The organism is Methanofollis aquaemaris (assembly GCF_017357525.1).
Classification (GTDB): Archaea; Halobacteriota; Methanomicrobia; order Methanomicrobiales; family Methanofollaceae; genus Methanofollis; species Methanofollis aquaemaris.
In genome coordinates this window covers 854,292-868,407 of the sequence record NZ_CP036172.1, presented here as the reverse complement: position 1 = coordinate 868,407, position 14,116 = coordinate 854,292, and the positions used below count along the sequence as shown (strand labels likewise).

Annotated in this window: 17 protein-coding genes; 14 read left to right on the top strand and 3 right to left on the bottom strand. The window is 57.3% G+C overall.

Annotated features, from left to right (window positions below):
• The first annotated feature begins 4 nt into the window (after nt 1–4).
• The 9 genes from ftsY to RJ40_RS04130 all read left to right on the top strand — a co-directional run bounded on the left by ftsY (nt 5) and on the right by RJ40_RS04130 (nt 8,157).
• Nucleotides 5–1,165 carry a signal recognition particle-docking protein FtsY gene (gene ftsY, locus RJ40_RS04170; protein WP_265582102.1) on the top strand — a complete coding sequence of 387 codons (1,161 nt, stop codon included), beginning with the start codon at nt 5–7 and terminating at the stop codon, nt 1,163–1,165.
• Nucleotides 1,166–1,174: 9 nt separating this feature from the next.
• Nucleotides 1,175–2,491 carry a signal recognition particle protein Srp54 gene (locus tag RJ40_RS04165; RefSeq protein ID WP_322743910.1) on the top strand — a complete coding sequence of 439 codons (1,317 nt, stop codon included), beginning with the start codon at nt 1,175–1,177 and terminating at the stop codon, nt 2,489–2,491.
• Between the two features lies 1 nt (nt 2,492).
• On the top strand, nt 2,493–3,059 hold the full coding sequence (trmY, locus tag RJ40_RS04160; protein ID WP_265582100.1) for a tRNA (pseudouridine(54)-N(1))-methyltransferase TrmY: 567 nt from the start codon (nt 2,493–2,495) through the stop codon (nt 3,057–3,059).
• Nucleotides 3,060–4,292, top strand: coding sequence for a tRNA pseudouridine(54/55) synthase Pus10 (locus tag RJ40_RS04155; protein ID WP_265582099.1), 1,233 nt, complete (start codon nt 3,060–3,062; stop codon nt 4,290–4,292).
• A gap of 1 nt (nt 4,293) precedes the next feature.
• Nucleotides 4,294–4,587: a 50S ribosomal protein L21e gene (locus RJ40_RS04150; RefSeq protein WP_265582098.1), complete on the top strand. Its 294-nt coding sequence runs from the start codon at nt 4,294–4,296 to the stop codon at nt 4,585–4,587.
• Nucleotides 4,588–4,606: 19 nt separating this feature from the next.
• Nucleotides 4,607–4,957, top strand: coding sequence for an RNA polymerase Rpb4 family protein (locus RJ40_RS04145; protein WP_265582097.1), 351 nt, complete (start codon nt 4,607–4,609; stop codon nt 4,955–4,957).
• Between the two features lie 9 nt (nt 4,958–4,966).
• The gene (locus RJ40_RS04140; RefSeq protein ID WP_265582096.1) at nt 4,967–5,530 is read left to right on the top strand and encodes a DUF655 domain-containing protein; all 564 of its coding nucleotides are present in this window, start codon (nt 4,967–4,969) and stop codon (nt 5,528–5,530) included.
• Nucleotides 5,527–6,309: a 16S rRNA (adenine(1518)-N(6)/adenine(1519)-N(6))-dimethyltransferase RsmA gene (gene rsmA, locus RJ40_RS04135; protein WP_265582095.1), complete on the top strand. Its 783-nt coding sequence runs from the start codon at nt 5,527–5,529 to the stop codon at nt 6,307–6,309. The genes RJ40_RS04140 and rsmA overlap by 4 nt, the downstream gene beginning before the upstream one ends.
• An 885-nt stretch (nt 6,310–7,194) precedes the next feature.
• A complete protein-coding gene (locus tag RJ40_RS04130) occupies nt 7,195–8,157 on the top strand; it encodes a TolB family protein (RefSeq protein WP_265582094.1) in 963 nt (320 codons plus the stop codon).
• Between the two features lie 625 nt (nt 8,158–8,782).
• Here RJ40_RS04130 and RJ40_RS04125 read toward each other — a convergent pair.
• Both RJ40_RS04125 and RJ40_RS04120 read right to left on the bottom strand, forming a co-directional pair.
• Nucleotides 8,783–9,568 carry a winged helix-turn-helix transcriptional regulator gene (locus tag RJ40_RS04125; RefSeq protein WP_265582093.1) on the bottom strand — a complete coding sequence of 262 codons (786 nt, stop codon included), beginning with the start codon at nt 9,566–9,568 and terminating at the stop codon, nt 8,783–8,785.
• Between the two features lie 22 nt (nt 9,569–9,590).
• Nucleotides 9,591–10,076: a hypothetical protein gene (locus RJ40_RS04120; protein WP_265582092.1), complete on the bottom strand. Its 486-nt coding sequence runs from the start codon at nt 10,074–10,076 to the stop codon at nt 9,591–9,593.
• Nucleotides 10,077–10,263: 187 nt separating this feature from the next.
• Between RJ40_RS04120 and RJ40_RS04115 the strand changes: the two genes are divergently transcribed.
• The 4 genes from RJ40_RS04115 to RJ40_RS04100 all read left to right on the top strand — a co-directional run bounded on the left by RJ40_RS04115 (nt 10,264) and on the right by RJ40_RS04100 (nt 12,880).
• Nucleotides 10,264–10,782, top strand: coding sequence for a hypothetical protein (locus tag RJ40_RS04115; protein WP_265582091.1), 519 nt, complete (start codon nt 10,264–10,266; stop codon nt 10,780–10,782).
• A gap of 208 nt (nt 10,783–10,990) precedes the next feature.
• Nucleotides 10,991–11,515 carry a hypothetical protein gene (locus RJ40_RS04110; RefSeq protein ID WP_265582090.1) on the top strand — a complete coding sequence of 175 codons (525 nt, stop codon included), beginning with the start codon at nt 10,991–10,993 and terminating at the stop codon, nt 11,513–11,515.
• A 3-nt stretch (nt 11,516–11,518) separates the two neighbouring features.
• Complete coding sequence (locus RJ40_RS04105) at nt 11,519–12,469, top strand: calcium-dependent protein kinase (protein WP_265582089.1); 951 nt, start codon at nt 11,519–11,521, stop codon at nt 12,467–12,469.
• Nucleotides 12,470–12,493: 24 nt separating this feature from the next.
• The gene (locus RJ40_RS04100; protein ID WP_265582088.1) at nt 12,494–12,880 is read left to right on the top strand and encodes a hypothetical protein; all 387 of its coding nucleotides are present in this window, start codon (nt 12,494–12,496) and stop codon (nt 12,878–12,880) included.
• A 402-nt stretch (nt 12,881–13,282) separates the two neighbouring features.
• On the opposite strand, the gene RJ40_RS04095 is transcribed toward RJ40_RS04100, so the two are convergent.
• On the bottom strand, nt 13,283–13,693 hold the full coding sequence (locus tag RJ40_RS04095; RefSeq protein WP_265582087.1) for an ArsR family transcriptional regulator: 411 nt from the start codon (nt 13,691–13,693) through the stop codon (nt 13,283–13,285).
• A 138-nt stretch (nt 13,694–13,831) separates the two neighbouring features.
• Here RJ40_RS04095 and groES point away from each other — a divergent pair, with 138 nt between their 5' ends.
• On the top strand, nt 13,832–14,113 hold the full coding sequence (gene groES / locus RJ40_RS04090; RefSeq protein ID WP_265582086.1) for a co-chaperone GroES: 282 nt from the start codon (nt 13,832–13,834) through the stop codon (nt 14,111–14,113).
• The last annotated feature ends 3 nt before the right edge of the window (nt 14,114–14,116 follow it).

Here is a 14,116-nt window from a genome sequence, read left to right as displayed (position 1 = left end):
CCCCATGTTTGAGGGCCTGAAGAACAAACTGCAGAATATCAAGGAGAAGTTTGGCCACTCCATTCAGGACGCCGCCGGTGAGGCGGTTCGTGAGGAGGTCAGGCCCGAGATCCCGGCCCCTGCTCCTGCAGAGGTCGGTGAACCTGTTTTTGAGCCGGAAAAACCGGCGGTTGAACCTTTACCCGAACCCCTGGCCCCCGCGCCCGAACCTGCGCCCCGCGCACCTGCGCCGGCGGCACCCGAGGTACGACCGGCAGAGGAGCGCAAGAGGTTTGGCGGTCTCGTCTCCAGGGTCAAGACCCTCGTGCTCGAGCGCGAACTGGTGATCTCGGAGAAAGATATCGAAGAGCCCCTTTTCGAACTCGAGATGGTCCTTCTGGAGAACGATGTCGCCCTTGAGGTGACCGACGCGATCATCGGGTATATGCGCGAGGATCTCGTCGGGAGCCACCGCAAGATCGGCACGTCGGTCGACGAGATCGTGATGTCGGCGCTGCGTGGCGCCCTCCTGAAGGTTCTCGGCGAAGGGCTTGATCTCCTTGAGTACATCAAGGCGCACGACCGGCCGGTGAAGATCCTGATCACCGGGGTGAACGGGACCGGGAAGACAACGTCCATCGCGAAGATAGCCCACTACCTCAAAGCGAACGGCCACTCGGTCGTGATCGGGGCCGGGGACACCTTCAGGGCCGGGGCGATCGACCAGATCGCCGAGCATGGCCGAAGGCTTGACATCAAGGTGATCAAGCATCAGGAGGGTTCGGACCCGGCGGCGGTCCTCTATGACTCTGTCGAGTACGCCAGAGGGCACGGGATCGACGTGGTCCTCGCCGATACGGCCGGTCGGTTCCACAACCGCAAGAACCTGATGAACCAGCTCGAAAAGATCCGCCGGGTGATGAAACCTGACCTGGTGGTCTATGTCGACGAGGCGGTGGCGGGCAACGACGCCGTGGTGCGGGCCAAGGATTTCAACGACCTGGTCGGAACCGACGCCGTAATGCTTACCAAGGCCGACATGGACTCCAGGGGCGGTGCGGCGATCTCGATCGCCCAGACGATCGGCAAACCGATCCTCTTCCTGGGGACCGGGCAGGCCTACAGCGACATCGTCCCCTTCAGGCCCGAAGCCGTGGTCGGCGAACTTCTCGGTGCGGAGGAATAGATTCAAATGGTGCTCGACTCGCTCAGTTCGTCTTTGAAAGACGCGGTCAAGAAACTCGCAGGCAAGACAGTCGTCGACCGGGCGGCAGTGGATGAACTGGTGCGCAGCCTCCAGCGCGCCCTCCTCCAGGCCGATGTGAATGTCAAGCTCGTCATGCAACTCTCCCAGTCGATCAAACAGCGGGCCCTGGAGGAGGAACCGCCGCGGGGGATGAGTGTCCGCGAGCATGTGCTGCGGATCGTCTACCAGGAACTGGTCGGGCTGATGGGCGGGGCCGGCAAGGTCGACCTTGCCCCGCAGACGATCCTGATGGCCGGGCTGCAGGGGAGCGGCAAGACCACCACGACCGGGAAGCTCGCGCGCTATTTCAAGCGCAAGGGGCTGAAGGTCGGGGTGATCTGCGCCGACACCTTCAGGCCGGGCGCCTACCAGCAACTCGCCACCCTCTGCGCGAAGGTGGACGTCCCGATCGTCGGCAGTCCTGACGAGCATGACGCTCTCAAGATCGTTCGCGAGGGGATGAAACACTTCGAGGAGACCGAGGTCATCATCATCGATACCCAGGGGCGTCATGCCCTTGAGGACGAACTGATCGAGGAGATCGTCAATATCAACGAGATCGCCCGCCCCGACCACCGGTGGCTCGTCATCGACGCCGCCCTGGGCCAGCAGGCCAGGGATCAGGCGCGGCGGTTCAACGACGCCATCGGGATCGACGGCGTGCTGCTCACCAAGATGGACGGCACGGCCAAGGGCGGCGGCGCCCTCTCCGCGGTCTCGGAGACGAAGAGCGGGATCGTCTTCATCGGTGCCGGGGAGACGACCGACGACCTGGAGCGTTTCGACGCCGACGGGTTCATCTCCAGGCTGCTCGGGATGGGCGACCTGAAGGCCCTGGTCGAGCGGGCCGAGGAGGTCATCTCCGAGGACGAGATGGACGTCAACGCTATCCTCAGGGGGAAGTTCACCCTGCGAGACATGTACAAACAGCTTGAGGCGGTGAACAAGATGGGGCCGCTCAAGCAGGTGATGTCCATGCTCCCGATGGGCGGGATGCAGATCCCGGACGATGCCTATGATGTCACCTCGACGAAGATGGACCGCTACAAGGTGATCATGGACTCGATGACCCCCGCCGAACTCGACGACCCCCAGATCATCTCGGGCCCCAGGGTCCAGCGGATCTCGCAGGGGTCGGGCGTGCCCCCCGAGGACGTGCGAGAACTCCTCAAATATTATCGGATCATGCAGCGTGCGCTGAAGGGAATGCGGGGGAGCAAGTTCTCCATGCAGCGCATGATGAAACGGTTCGGGAAGATGCAGTAGGATGAGACGTTTTGTCGTGGTCGGGCACCGGGGGAGCACTGACCCCGGTTTTTCGCTGAACGATCTCCCTGGTGCCGGCCGGATGGATGAACTCTGCCGGTGCGTGGCGGCCTCTCTCTGTCTCTCCCATGGGATGAGACGGAACGCCGAGTGCTGGCTTGTCCTGCTGGGCGAGCCGAAGGGTCCGAAGACGATCTGTTTTTCCGGGGCGAAGGTGAGAAACCTCAGCCCCGACGAGCGCAACATCGCAGGCCTGATCAAGAAGGCTCTGGCTCTCCCATGCGGAACGACCTTCCGTGAGGCGAGTCCGGGCGTGCTGGTGCGGAAAGGAGGGCTTGCCGCGGTGCTCGCAGAGTGCTCGTGTGCGGTCCTGGACGAGGGGGGCGAGGACGTGCGCGAGGCGTCGTCTCTGCCTGAGACCGTCCTCCTCTCCGACCACCTCAACTTCACCGGGGAGGAAGAGGAACAGACCGGCGGGCTTCCGTCCTACTCCCTGGGGCCGAGAGTCCTCCATGCCGATCAGGCGATCGTGGTGCTGCACAACGAACTTGACAGGAGAGAGAGCTGAATGGATCTGATCGAGACGGTCGGGGCGGTCCTGGAATATGGTCCGATCTGCGACCACTGTCTCGGGCGCTTCTTCGGGAAGCGCTCGTTCGGGCTGTCGAACAAAGAACGCGGTCTGGCCCTGCGAACCGCCCATGCCCTGGCGAAGAACGAACCCTTCACCAAAGAGCCGGAGGAGTGCTGGGTCTGTGACCGCGCCTTCGACCTGGTGGACAGGTGGGCGGCCCGCGTCGTCGACGCCCTGGAGGGAACCGAGTATGCGACCTTCCTGGTCGGGACGCGGGTGCCCCCGCTCATCGCCGAGAGTGAGGAGATGGTCTGGTCGGACCTCTCCCTCACCGACCCCGAGCCGATCAAGTCGGAACTGAACCGTGAGGTCGGCAAGGCGGTCTCGGCCCTGACCGGGAAGACTGTGGAGTTCAAGCGGCCTGATGTCGTTGCCATCCTCAACCTGGCAGAGGAGCAGGTGGAGATCGAGGTCAACCCGGTCTATTTCCGGGGGCGGTACTGCAAGTACGAGCGCGGGATCCCGCAGACCCACTGGGACTGCAGGGTCTGCCGCGGCAAGGGGTGCGAGCGGTGCAACTACACCGGCAAGATGTACGCCGATTCGGTGGAAGAACTCATCGGCCGTCCGGCGACCGAAGTCTTCGAGGCCGAAACGGCGGTCCTCCATGGTTCAGGCAGAGAAGACATCGATGCCAGGATGCTCGGGACCGGCCGGCCTTTCGTGATGGAGATGCTCAACCCGAAGCGCCGGGAGGTCGACCTTGCCACGCTGGAGGCGTTGATCAACGAGCGTGCGGACGGGCGCGTTGCAGTCAAACTGACTGCATGGAGTTCTCACGCTGAGGTGGAAACCCTTAAATCGAACAAAGCGCATAAAAAATACAGGATTCTCGTAGAGATCGATGAAGATATTTCCCTGGACGAACTCAGATCCGTACTGGACCGGTTGAACGGTGTTACGATTCACCAGCGCACTCCGAAACGGGTGGCGCACCGCCGGGCCGACAAGATCAGGGAACGCGGGGTTATAAATATTCAATCTCCGGGGATGCAGGATGGGAAGTTCGTCATCGAGGTCGTCGGTGAGGCCGGTCTCTATATCAAGGAACTGGTCTCCGGGGATGACGGACGGACAACCCCAAGTCTTGCTGGGCTCCTGGGCAAAGAAGCTCGTGTCACCAGCCTCGATGTAGTGCTGGTAGAAGAACCAGAGAGTGGTGAATGAGATGGCTCATCATAACGGTCCGAGGAAAAAGACGCGGTATAAGCTGAAGAAGGATCTCAGGCGCCGGGGCATTGTCCCGCCGACTGCAGTGATCCAGAAGTTCGAGATGGGGCAGAAGGTCCACATCGTCTGTGAACCGAGTATCCAGAAGGGTATGCCCCACCGGAGGTTCCACGGGAGAACCGGGACAGTCGTTGGTCAGCGTGGCCGCGCCTGGGTCGTCGAGGTTCCCGATGGGAACAGTGTGAAGATTGTAATTTCCAGACCACAACATCTAAAGCCTCAGAAAGTATAATGTCCACCGAGTGATTGGCATGAAGGTTAAAGGAGTAATTAGCGAGGAGCGGATCGCCCTTCCGGAGATGAAGGACCAGCTCGCACAGGTCGAAGCGCGGCGTCTTGATGCCGGGCAGGAGATGTCCTATGAGCTCCGTCAGAGCATTGAGCATGCCAATCACCTTTCCAAGACCTCAGCCGAGCAGTCACGCGCCCTCGTCGACAAACTCCTCGCTCTTGAAAAGATGAAACCTGACATCGCGTTCAGGATCGCAAATATCATGCCCAGATCGAGGGATGAGCTCAGAGCGATCTATGCCAAGGAGCGGTACACGCTCACTGGCGAGGAACTCGATGCTATTCTGGAGATGGTAATCACTCATCTCTGAGGGGTTGCTATGAAGGCTGAGAAAAAGGAGATCTACGCAGTAGTTGTGGATGTACTTCTCCAGGGTCGTGTTGAAGACCAGAGACGCGGCTTCAAGCGCGAACCTGTCGTGCAGGCGGTGGGAACAGGTCAGTTCAAGATCCTCGAATTGATCCCGAAGAGAGGCGCCGATATTCAGATCCATGATTCGGTCTATATCGGCGAGAACGAGCGGGACAAGGTCGAGCGGGTGAAGCGCCGGATCAGTTATACTGACCTGACCAACACCGCCAGGGTCGAACTCCCCTTTGCGATCGAGGCGATTGTGAAGGAGGATGAGGCGCGTTTTGTTGATTTCTTCAACAAGGCGGTTCCGATCACGCCGAAGCTCCATATGTTCCATCTTCTTCCCGGCATCGGGAAGAAGCTCATGTGGGAACTGGTCGAGGGGCGGAACAAGAAGCCGTATGAGAGTTTCGAGGATATCGCCCAGCGGATCAAGTCCATTCCGAACCCGACCAAACTCATTGTCGGGAGGGTCATGGAAGAACTCGAAGATCCGGAGATCAAGTATCGTCTCTTCACGGCACGATGAAAGCAAGGCACGATCAACATTTTCTTCTTGACCGACGGGCGGTCGGTCGGATCGTGGACCTGGCCGGCGACCTTGTGGGTCGGCGGGTTCTGGAGATCGGTCCGGGGAGGGGTGTGCTGACTGCCGCCCTCCTTGAGGCCGGCGCCAGGGTGGTCGCCGTCGAACTCGACGGTTCCCTGGTGGAGGAACTCTCTTTCACCTTTGCCGACGAGATCGAGTCAGGACGTCTTGAGATCGTCCATGGCGACGCAACAAGGGTTCCTTTCCCGCCGTTTGAGATCGTCGTCGCAAATCTCCCGTATTCTGCGTCCTCGCCGATCACCTTCCGCCTCCTTGAGGCGGGGTTCGAGCGGGCGGTGCTGATGTACCAACGTGAGTTTGCGGAGAGGATGGCGGCGACGGTCGGGACGCCGGACTGCGGTCGTCTTTCGGTGATGGTCCAGACCTATGCCGATGTGGAACTCTGCTTCAACCTTGGTCCGGGCTCGTTCTCCCCGCCGCCGCAGGTCGCCTCGATGGTGGTGCGCCTCACCCCCCACGAACCGCCGTACTTCATCGCGGATCGGGAGGTGTATGCCGATGTGGTGCGCGAGCTCTTCTCTCACCGGAGAAAGACGGTGAGGAACGGGTTGCGGGGGGCGAAGGGGATCTTCGGGAAGGAAGAACTTGACCGGGTGTTTGCAGAACTCCCTGACGAGGTGCTCACCCTGCGTCCTGAAGCACTCTCGATGATGACCTTTGCGATGGTCGCAAACCTCCTGGCGCCGCAGGAGGAGTGAGGGGCCATCGGCGGGATCTCCTTTTTCTGAGGAAAGGTGATTTTTTCTTTTTTTTTTGGCTTTGTAGAATTCATCTTGATGGTTCTCTTCGACGGGGAGTTGGCCGCCCTCCGGTCCCCCCGCACGAAGGTAGGCGGAGGACAGCAATACCTTCTTCAGGGTCATTGATTGTGCCTTCCCCGCCCTATCTTCATCCCGGGGGTCCGGGGGCAGAGCCCCCGGCGTGAAGATGAGGAAGGTATGATGATCTGATGTGCCGCCCTCAATCGCAGACTCTTCACCGCAATCTCGCGCCGGGGGTTTCACCCCCGGACCCCCACGGAGAGAGGATAGGCGGGGGCGGCACTTGATCAATGTCCTCCGAGTGCGCTGCCGCGATAAGAGAGGTTCTCTGAACTGTTTTCATCCCGTATGCTTGAGCCCAAGGTTCATGCCTGATTCTACAGAACCCAATGAATACCTTTCATGCGGTATGCCTGAAGCGTGCATTTGCTTCATCTCTGCTTCTACAGGGCTGCTGTCTGATATCTTTTTTCTGCGCGCTTGAGGTTCTAGGATAAACACCAGCGGTGGAAAAAATAGCAGATAGTGATGTGATCAGCTTTTTTTCATTATAATGAGGTTGATGCAGATGTCTATGAGTGGCGGACGGGGTGATCGATCTGGAGGTCTGGTAATCCCATGTTTCCCAAGGTGTAGGCTATCATCACAGAAACTACATATATCTGATATTATAATTATTGTGTGTGGGCACTGGAATGGTGCCCTTGTGAGGTTTCAGGAGTCATATGGTTTTCCTGAAACCTTCAAGCCTCCCGATCATATTTTTACCCGGACCGGAGGGTCTGTGTATTGATTGGGTAACAGGAAAATGGAGGAATAGTCGTGAAAAAAACGCACAGAAATGCCCTGCCCATTGCGGTGCTCGGGCTGTTGGTGGCCGGGATGGTGCTGATCGTCCCGGCGGCATCTGCGGAGGCTTCGTCCCTTGCAGAGCCTGGTATCATGGCACAGTTTCCGATAAGTCTGGATGGATATTCTCCCGACATTTCAGGGAATATAATTGTCTGGTACGACGTGATTGATGGGTCGGATGATGTCCTCTCGTATGATCTCTCGACCGGGGTCACCACCCCGATCTGTTCAGGCCCCTCTAAGGCATGGGACCCGGCGATCGACGGCAACCGGGTGGTTTACCGGGATAATCCGAATGGTGTTTATGGCATCTATCTCTATGACCTGCAGTACAAGTACAGGGTGCCGATCTGCACCAATACTGCAGGTTTTCCGATTGAACCGGCGATCGACGGCGATATCGTCGTCTGGGAGGAAGAACGCAATGGAAGAAGCAATGATATCTACATGTATGATATTGCAACCGGAGCCGAGCGTTTGGTCTGCACGGCGCCCGACTACCAGGGGCTTGCAAGCGTATCGGGAGACCGTATCGTTTGGCGTGACGATCGCAACGGGGAAGGAGATATCTATATGTACACCATCTCGACCGACGTAGAGACCTGCATCAGCAACGCAGCGGGTCTGCAGAACCGTCCTGCCATCGATGGGGATCGGATTGTCTGGGAGGATACCAGGAACGGAGACTATGATATTTACCTGTACGATCTCTCCAGCGGGACCGAAACGGCGATATGCACTGATCCAGGAGACCAGAAATATCCCGATATCTCGGGTGACAAGATTGTCTGGCAGGCCAGTGGCGGTACCTATCAGCATGATCTCTCGACCGGGACAACCACACTGATTGTGAACGATGGCTATGATCCCTCGATTGATGGAGATCTGGTGGTCTGTGAAAAGAATCGCGGCATCTATTTCTATGCCCCCTGAAGACCACTATTTTTGAATGATGCATCGGTGAGGAGGTACAACCTCCTCGCTGTAACATCTTAAGATGGTAATTGATCGTCTTTATTCTAGATGATAACAGTCGACATTCTGGGACTTTTATGATAGTTTTTCTGGGTTCGGCTCTGTAGAATTCATCATGAACCTGCACTTCAAGCATACGCGATGAAAATTACATGGGTCTCTGGATTGGGCATAGATCCTCACTTATCCTTCGGAACGGGGCACCAGGGGGGGCCACCACTTCATTGCCGCCCCACCCCTATCTTCGTCGTGGGGGTTCCGGGGGGCTGACTCGAAAATCAGAGATTTTCTCGACTCCCTTCGGTCGTCCCCCCGGACTTGAAGACTTCGTCTTCTCGAACTCGCTCACGCTTGTTCCCCCCACGACGAGGATAGGTGGGGGCGGCGATGGAACAAGATCCCCATCGGTTCTTCAGTCTTGAAATGAGAGAGCAAGCGACGATAAATTTTCATCCCGTATGCCTGAGGTGTGCTTTCGCTTCATGGGTGATTCTAAAGAGTCAATAAAACCAAAAAAGCGCATTCAATCTCAGGTGAATGTTCAGGTCCGGGAAAATTTCGGGTATGTTCCGTGAGTTTTTCTTCAGGCCGTTGCCGACCCGGAATCGATGGTATCTTCTTTTCGCCCTCCCTCTCTCTCTTTTTCAAGCATCTCCCAGGCATCATGGGTGAGTTGGTACCGCACCCTCCCTTTAATTTTCTTTGATTCGACGACCCCGTCTTTGATGAGTCGCTCCATATGCCAGGCGACCGTCGGCCTTGATACCTCGATCGCCTCCGCGGCCTCTGTCTGGGTGACTCCCGGTTTCTCTATCAGGAGAGAGAGGAGACTTTTTTTGGTCTTGTTTTTAAGGTGCATGAGGATGTGCTCTTCGGTGGGGTCGAAGTCGTCGGTGTATGCGAAGTAGCCGATGGTATTCCCTTCGGTATTTTTGTGGATGAGGTTTCTTTTTTGCAGATAGGCGAGATGGTAATGCACCGTGCCGCGGCTGACCCCGGTTGCAGCGGCGATCTCGGTTACTGAGATGCCGGGATTTTCCCTGATGCAGGTAAAGATCTGCCACCGGTTCGGGTTGTCGAATGGGCGGTGCCGCGAGGCGCGACGGTAGCCGAGATAGGCCCAGATGCTGAGGGAGTAGAAGAGTTCTACCGGGCAGGAGAGGAGGGGACAGTAGATGAGAGCGAAGCACATGACAATCTTTACAGGGGTGAGGTGCCAGATCGGCACGATCTCTTCGTCATCAAGACTGATCCTGTCTGGGGGCATCTCTGCAGGAATGGGTTCGACGATAATCTTTGCCGTTGCCTGATAACCCGGACTGAAGAGGAGAAGTGCGAATATCAAAAAAAGAACGAATTTTGGTTGCATGTCCTGCTCCGGAGGTGTGATTTTAGAAGTATACGGCGTTCAGGGTGTACGGGATCCCGTCTCTCGGCACGTCATCGCCATAGACACAGAAACTCCAGGTGCCGCTCGGGAGGCCGGATGAGTCCGAGAAGGACAGTGTGATCTTTTCATCGCTTCTTCCGTCGACACCGTCATAATACGGGCCGAGTTGGCCGTTGGTTCCTGGTAATAGGATATTCAGACGGACAGAGTATGGGCCACCGCTGTGCCCGCTCCAATCGAGGTACACTTCTATGGTCTTAACATTGGAGGGGATGTACTTATTGATGGTGTCTAACTCATTTGGATAGATGGTGCCTCCGACCGAACGGACGGCATTTTTGAATTCGTCCAGGTCGACCAGCCCGTCGGGGATGGGGGAGACGGTGATCTGGTTGGCGGTCTCCGCCCTCAGGTCGAGGGCGGCCGCAGCAGGTACAAGCAGTGCTACGGCGATGATGAGAATCAGGATAGTTTTTTCAGGCTGCATGGTATCGCCATATCCTGAATCGGGATCTGTAACCTTAAACTTTGTGAGCTGATCGTCTAATTCCTCCTTGATAGATAGAGGGTGTGACCATAGTGATTATATATTGTTAAAAATATTTTGTACGTTGTGGACGCCTGACCTGGTGTCCCAGAGGGGCAGAACATCCAGGTCTGCAGGTGATGGTAGCGTGGAACTTCTCACGGCAAACCAGGCGATCATGCCGGGAGAAGCTAGGAAAAAAGGTGCTCACATGAGAGAACTATGGTATTATCTTGTGATCATCGGCATGATGGTATGTGTCTCCGGGTGCACGTCTCCAGTTGACAATGCAACGCTTGCAACGACACCTGCCCCGACTGAGACGCTGGTATCGCTCACGCCCCGCCCCGCGGTATCTACTGATCTTCCTGACTTCGATTATGCGAATGTCCCGGTCATATCTCCAGAAGAGCCCGACTGGATGGCGACGAACGCCTCATATATCGCTCGTGTCGCACTCAGGGACGAGGCGGCGAGGGAGATGTATCTCGGTGGAGGGGAGGTCGAGGGAGTGCTCCTCTCCTGTCATCCTACACCTCTACCTTCTGCAGGGGACGGATGTGCCCCGGCTCTCAGGATCGTGAACGAGACCGCGATCGTCGACTTCCTGGTCGACGAAAGGGAAGGGCGGGTGACCACGACCGTGACCGGGACCAGAGAGGCATGAGAATCTGGAGATCGGTGCGGTCTTGTCTGGGGATGCGGCCCAACACATGCGACAAGTGATGATGGCGTGATGAAAACTCACACCCTCCCGACCGTCCCTGGCCTTCGGTGGCGGCCCGCCGTTCTGATCTGTAGAGAAACGGCATAGAAATCATATATACTCCTTCAGAGTATACTGGAAATCAGATATTCTGAATATCTGGAGTTACATGATGCTGTTCGACGTCCCTCTCATCATCCTTTCCCTTCTCCTCTACCCCGCCCTCCTCTATGCCGTCATCGAGAGGATCCCGGATCCACCCCTCCGCTCCATCGCACCGCCTGCTCTGGCCGGGCTCATCGCCCTTGTCATGCCGTTTCTCATCCCGTTCGAGGCCATTGGTCCACAACCGCCCGGAGCGATCTTTGTCATCCTGACCGTGCAGGTGCTGGCGACGATGACCCCGTTTGTGCTCATCCCTCTCAGGACCGGGGGGGCATGGAAGTGGGTCTATGTCTGTTGCATCCCCCTCTTCTCCCTGATAACTGCGAATCTCATCGGCTTTGCGAGCGGCGAGGTCTTCCCTGATTACGATGCCATAGAGCGTACCATCGGGATGATCGGGCCGCTCTATTTCACGATGGAGATGTTGAAGTCGTTTCTCAGGATGCTCCTCATCTCGACGGCCCTCTGCATCCCTCTCTTCCTGATCGATCTCGGGAAAGAGAGAGAAGAAATTGGAGAAGGAGAGTGAACCATGAAAAAGATCATCATCATCCTCGCCGGCGTTCTCGCACTCATCGTTGTACTGGCATTATGCGCTCTCTTGCCGGTGGATGGCGAAGAGAGCGGGCCATTGCCGGCAAACCGGGAGAGTGCCGCAACTGCGTTCGAGATGTCGACAGAATTTCCTGAACTGACCGATGCATCGTACTCCATCTACCGCACCGATGTGCCGGCGGTGACGGCGCAGTCGGTGGAGGAGGTCGCGGCACGGTTCGGGATGACGGGGAAGGCGGAGGTGTGCAACCAGAGAACCGGGGAGATGCGGGTGGTCGACGACTCGAAGGACGATCTCGTGCGTCTCTCGATGTATCCCGCCTCGGGGGCGGTTCTCTATGAAGTCCCTGACAGAATGTTCCCCAATGCCGTCACCGAACCGCCCGCCCTTCCTTCCAGGGAGGAAGTGATAGCGATCGCCGACGCCTTCCTGGAGGAGCGGGAACTGCTGCCGTCCGGTGCGGAGGTGAGTGCCGTCGAAGTGGACCAGCGGCACGAGGTCTGGACGGCGGGGAGCAACGAACCCGAAGAGACCTACGACGTGACGCTCGCTGTCAGGTATGCGAGGACACTCGACGGGTTTCCGGTCTACGGCGACGAGATGGCGGTGACCATCGGCGACGGCGGCGATGTCGTCGGGATGGTGAGGTGCTGGCGTGAGGTCGAGGCTACAGAAAAGACGAAGGTCATCTCCGCAGAGGAAGCATATGAGGATCTGAAGGTCGGTAAGACTGTTCGCCCCGGCGATGCGAGCAGGTACGGCCGGGTATTGATCGAGGAGATCTCGATCGGTTACTGGATGGAGCCAAGAATCTCCGACCAGGAAACCGTCGCGCCGGTCTGGGTCTTCTCGGGGACGGCCTATTATGGCGGTGTCGAAGAACCGTATCAGGAGTACGTGGCCGCGGTCGAGGGAGGGGTGGAATGATCCCGATTTTTCTGTCTATGCCCGGTGGCGGAGCAGGCCATGTTCATTGAATCGATCTATCTGATCCCGATTGTGACAGTCGTTTATGTCGTCTGGTTCTTCTATCCCTCCTTCACCGGCAAAAGAGAGGCAAAAATATTGCCCAATGAATACGCCTGGTTTATTCTCTCCTTTGTGTGTATCCCGATCTCTGGTTTGGGTCTTTATATCGCGATTCTATTTCTGGGCCAGTGGTACAGCAATCCCATGGCACTCGATATTGGATTTGTTCTATTCATCTGCACGCCCTGGGTCGTGATCTCCGGGGCGGTGACTGTCTATGGCATCCGTGCGCTCTGGCGACTGAGGAATGTTCAGCATGCCGTCGAAGAGAGAAAAGAACGGGGTGAACCTGTATCGTGGGTAAAATGAAATTCTTGAATGATCTTTTTGGTCGCCTCCATGGGAGAAACCGCCCTGGAGACGGCGACTCCTCTCTTCCATGAATGACTCTCCCTCTGCCCATCCAATTCCTCTCTTCTGATCTGCATAGAATCAGCACATAACGAATATATAAAAAAAGAATTATATCTTTAGTCGTGGATGTCGGAACCGGGTGCCTGTCTCCGGCCGAGGGCTGATGACACCGGCCTTCCCTTCCTGTGCCTGCATCTGACCCTTCAGGGGGGCATTCCGCCCCATCCTGGAGGGGGCACCCCCCCATTTCTTGAGGGCCGGCATCCCGGAAAGTGAACCGCAGGGCGGATCTCTTATTCTGACGGTCTTCACGGTCATGGTCGCTCTTGCCACGCCGAGCAAGATCTCCTTCTGGTATCACGACTGCCTGATCCCCATCGCTTCGTCCAGTTCCCCGGCCACTTCCAGGAGGTCGTCGAAGATCCGGTTGGCATCCTTTCTCATCTCCTCGACGGCGGCGGTCATGCTCCCACCGCGCAGGTAGATGAGTTTCTTTTTTCGATACAGAAGGCCGGCGAGCGTGAGGTTCCTGACATGGTGGTTCACCCGTCCGGGGGTGATCTCCAGGTGTCCGGCAAGGGTCTCGGAGGCGACGCCTCGCTCTGCTGCAATTTCTCCGATAACCTGGAGGACGACCTGCTGGGCGACATTTTCCAGGTCACGGCCATTTGTCAGTCCAAGGCTCTGACAGAACCAGGCGAGGTGTTCATCGACCCCGCTCCCCGGCGGCCGCTCAATGGTGTTGAGGGAGATGCGCTGTTCGATCATAGTGTGACTCTATGAGGGTTTGCATCGATTCTATTTCAATAATGTTGAGATCATATCGATTTAACTGGAAAAGACTAAATAGAAATCAAACCCATCATATGGGATGATCCACTCAATGTGGACCGCACGAGGAATAATATGGCAAAAATCCAGCCTATCGGAGAGAGAGTACTGATCAGGCAGAAGAAATCAGAGGAAAAGACCTCGTCCGGGATCTACCTCCCCGACGCGGCGCGCGAGAAGCGCAACGAAGGAATCATCATCGCCGCCGGAACGTACGAGGACGGTCGGGCACTCCCGGTGAAGGCGGGCGACCACGTCATCTATGGCGGCTACTCGTCAGAGGAGATCGAGGTCGACGGTGAGAAGTGCCTCTTTGTCGACTGGAAGGACATCCTTGCAAAAGTGGAGGAGGCGTGAGCG

Bases quoted from the DNA above. Each gene is read 5' to 3' on its own strand.
- RJ40_RS04150 (WP_265582098.1), top strand. From the start codon at position 4,294: ATGGCTCATCATAACGGTCCGAGGAAAAAGACGCGGTATAAGCTGAAG.
- RJ40_RS04125 (WP_265582093.1), bottom strand. From the start codon at position 9,568: ATGCAACCAAAATTCGTTCTTTTTTTGATATTCGCACTTCTCCTCTTC.
- groES (WP_265582086.1), top strand. From the start codon at position 13,832: ATGGCAAAAATCCAGCCTATCGGAGAGAGAGTACTGATCAGGCAGAAG.
- ftsY (WP_265582102.1), top strand. From the start codon at position 5: ATGTTTGAGGGCCTGAAGAACAAACTGCAGAATATCAAGGAGAAGTTT.
- RJ40_RS04145 (WP_265582097.1), top strand. From the start codon at position 4,607: ATGAAGGTTAAAGGAGTAATTAGCGAGGAGCGGATCGCCCTTCCGGAG.
- RJ40_RS04105 (WP_265582089.1), top strand. From the start codon at position 11,519: ATGAAAAAGATCATCATCATCCTCGCCGGCGTTCTCGCACTCATCGTT.
- RJ40_RS04095 (WP_265582087.1), bottom strand. From the start codon at position 13,693: ATGATCGAACAGCGCATCTCCCTCAACACCATTGAGCGGCCGCCGGGG.
- RJ40_RS04120 (WP_265582092.1), bottom strand. From the start codon at position 10,076: ATGCAGCCTGAAAAAACTATCCTGATTCTCATCATCGCCGTAGCACTG.
- rsmA (WP_265582095.1), top strand. From the start codon at position 5,527: ATGAAAGCAAGGCACGATCAACATTTTCTTCTTGACCGACGGGCGGTC.
- RJ40_RS04155 (WP_265582099.1), top strand. From the start codon at position 3,060: ATGGATCTGATCGAGACGGTCGGGGCGGTCCTGGAATATGGTCCGATC.
- RJ40_RS04140 (WP_265582096.1), top strand. From the start codon at position 4,967: ATGAAGGCTGAGAAAAAGGAGATCTACGCAGTAGTTGTGGATGTACTT.
- RJ40_RS04110 (WP_265582090.1), top strand. From the start codon at position 10,991: ATGATGCTGTTCGACGTCCCTCTCATCATCCTTTCCCTTCTCCTCTAC.
- trmY (WP_265582100.1), top strand. From the start codon at position 2,493: ATGAGACGTTTTGTCGTGGTCGGGCACCGGGGGAGCACTGACCCCGGT.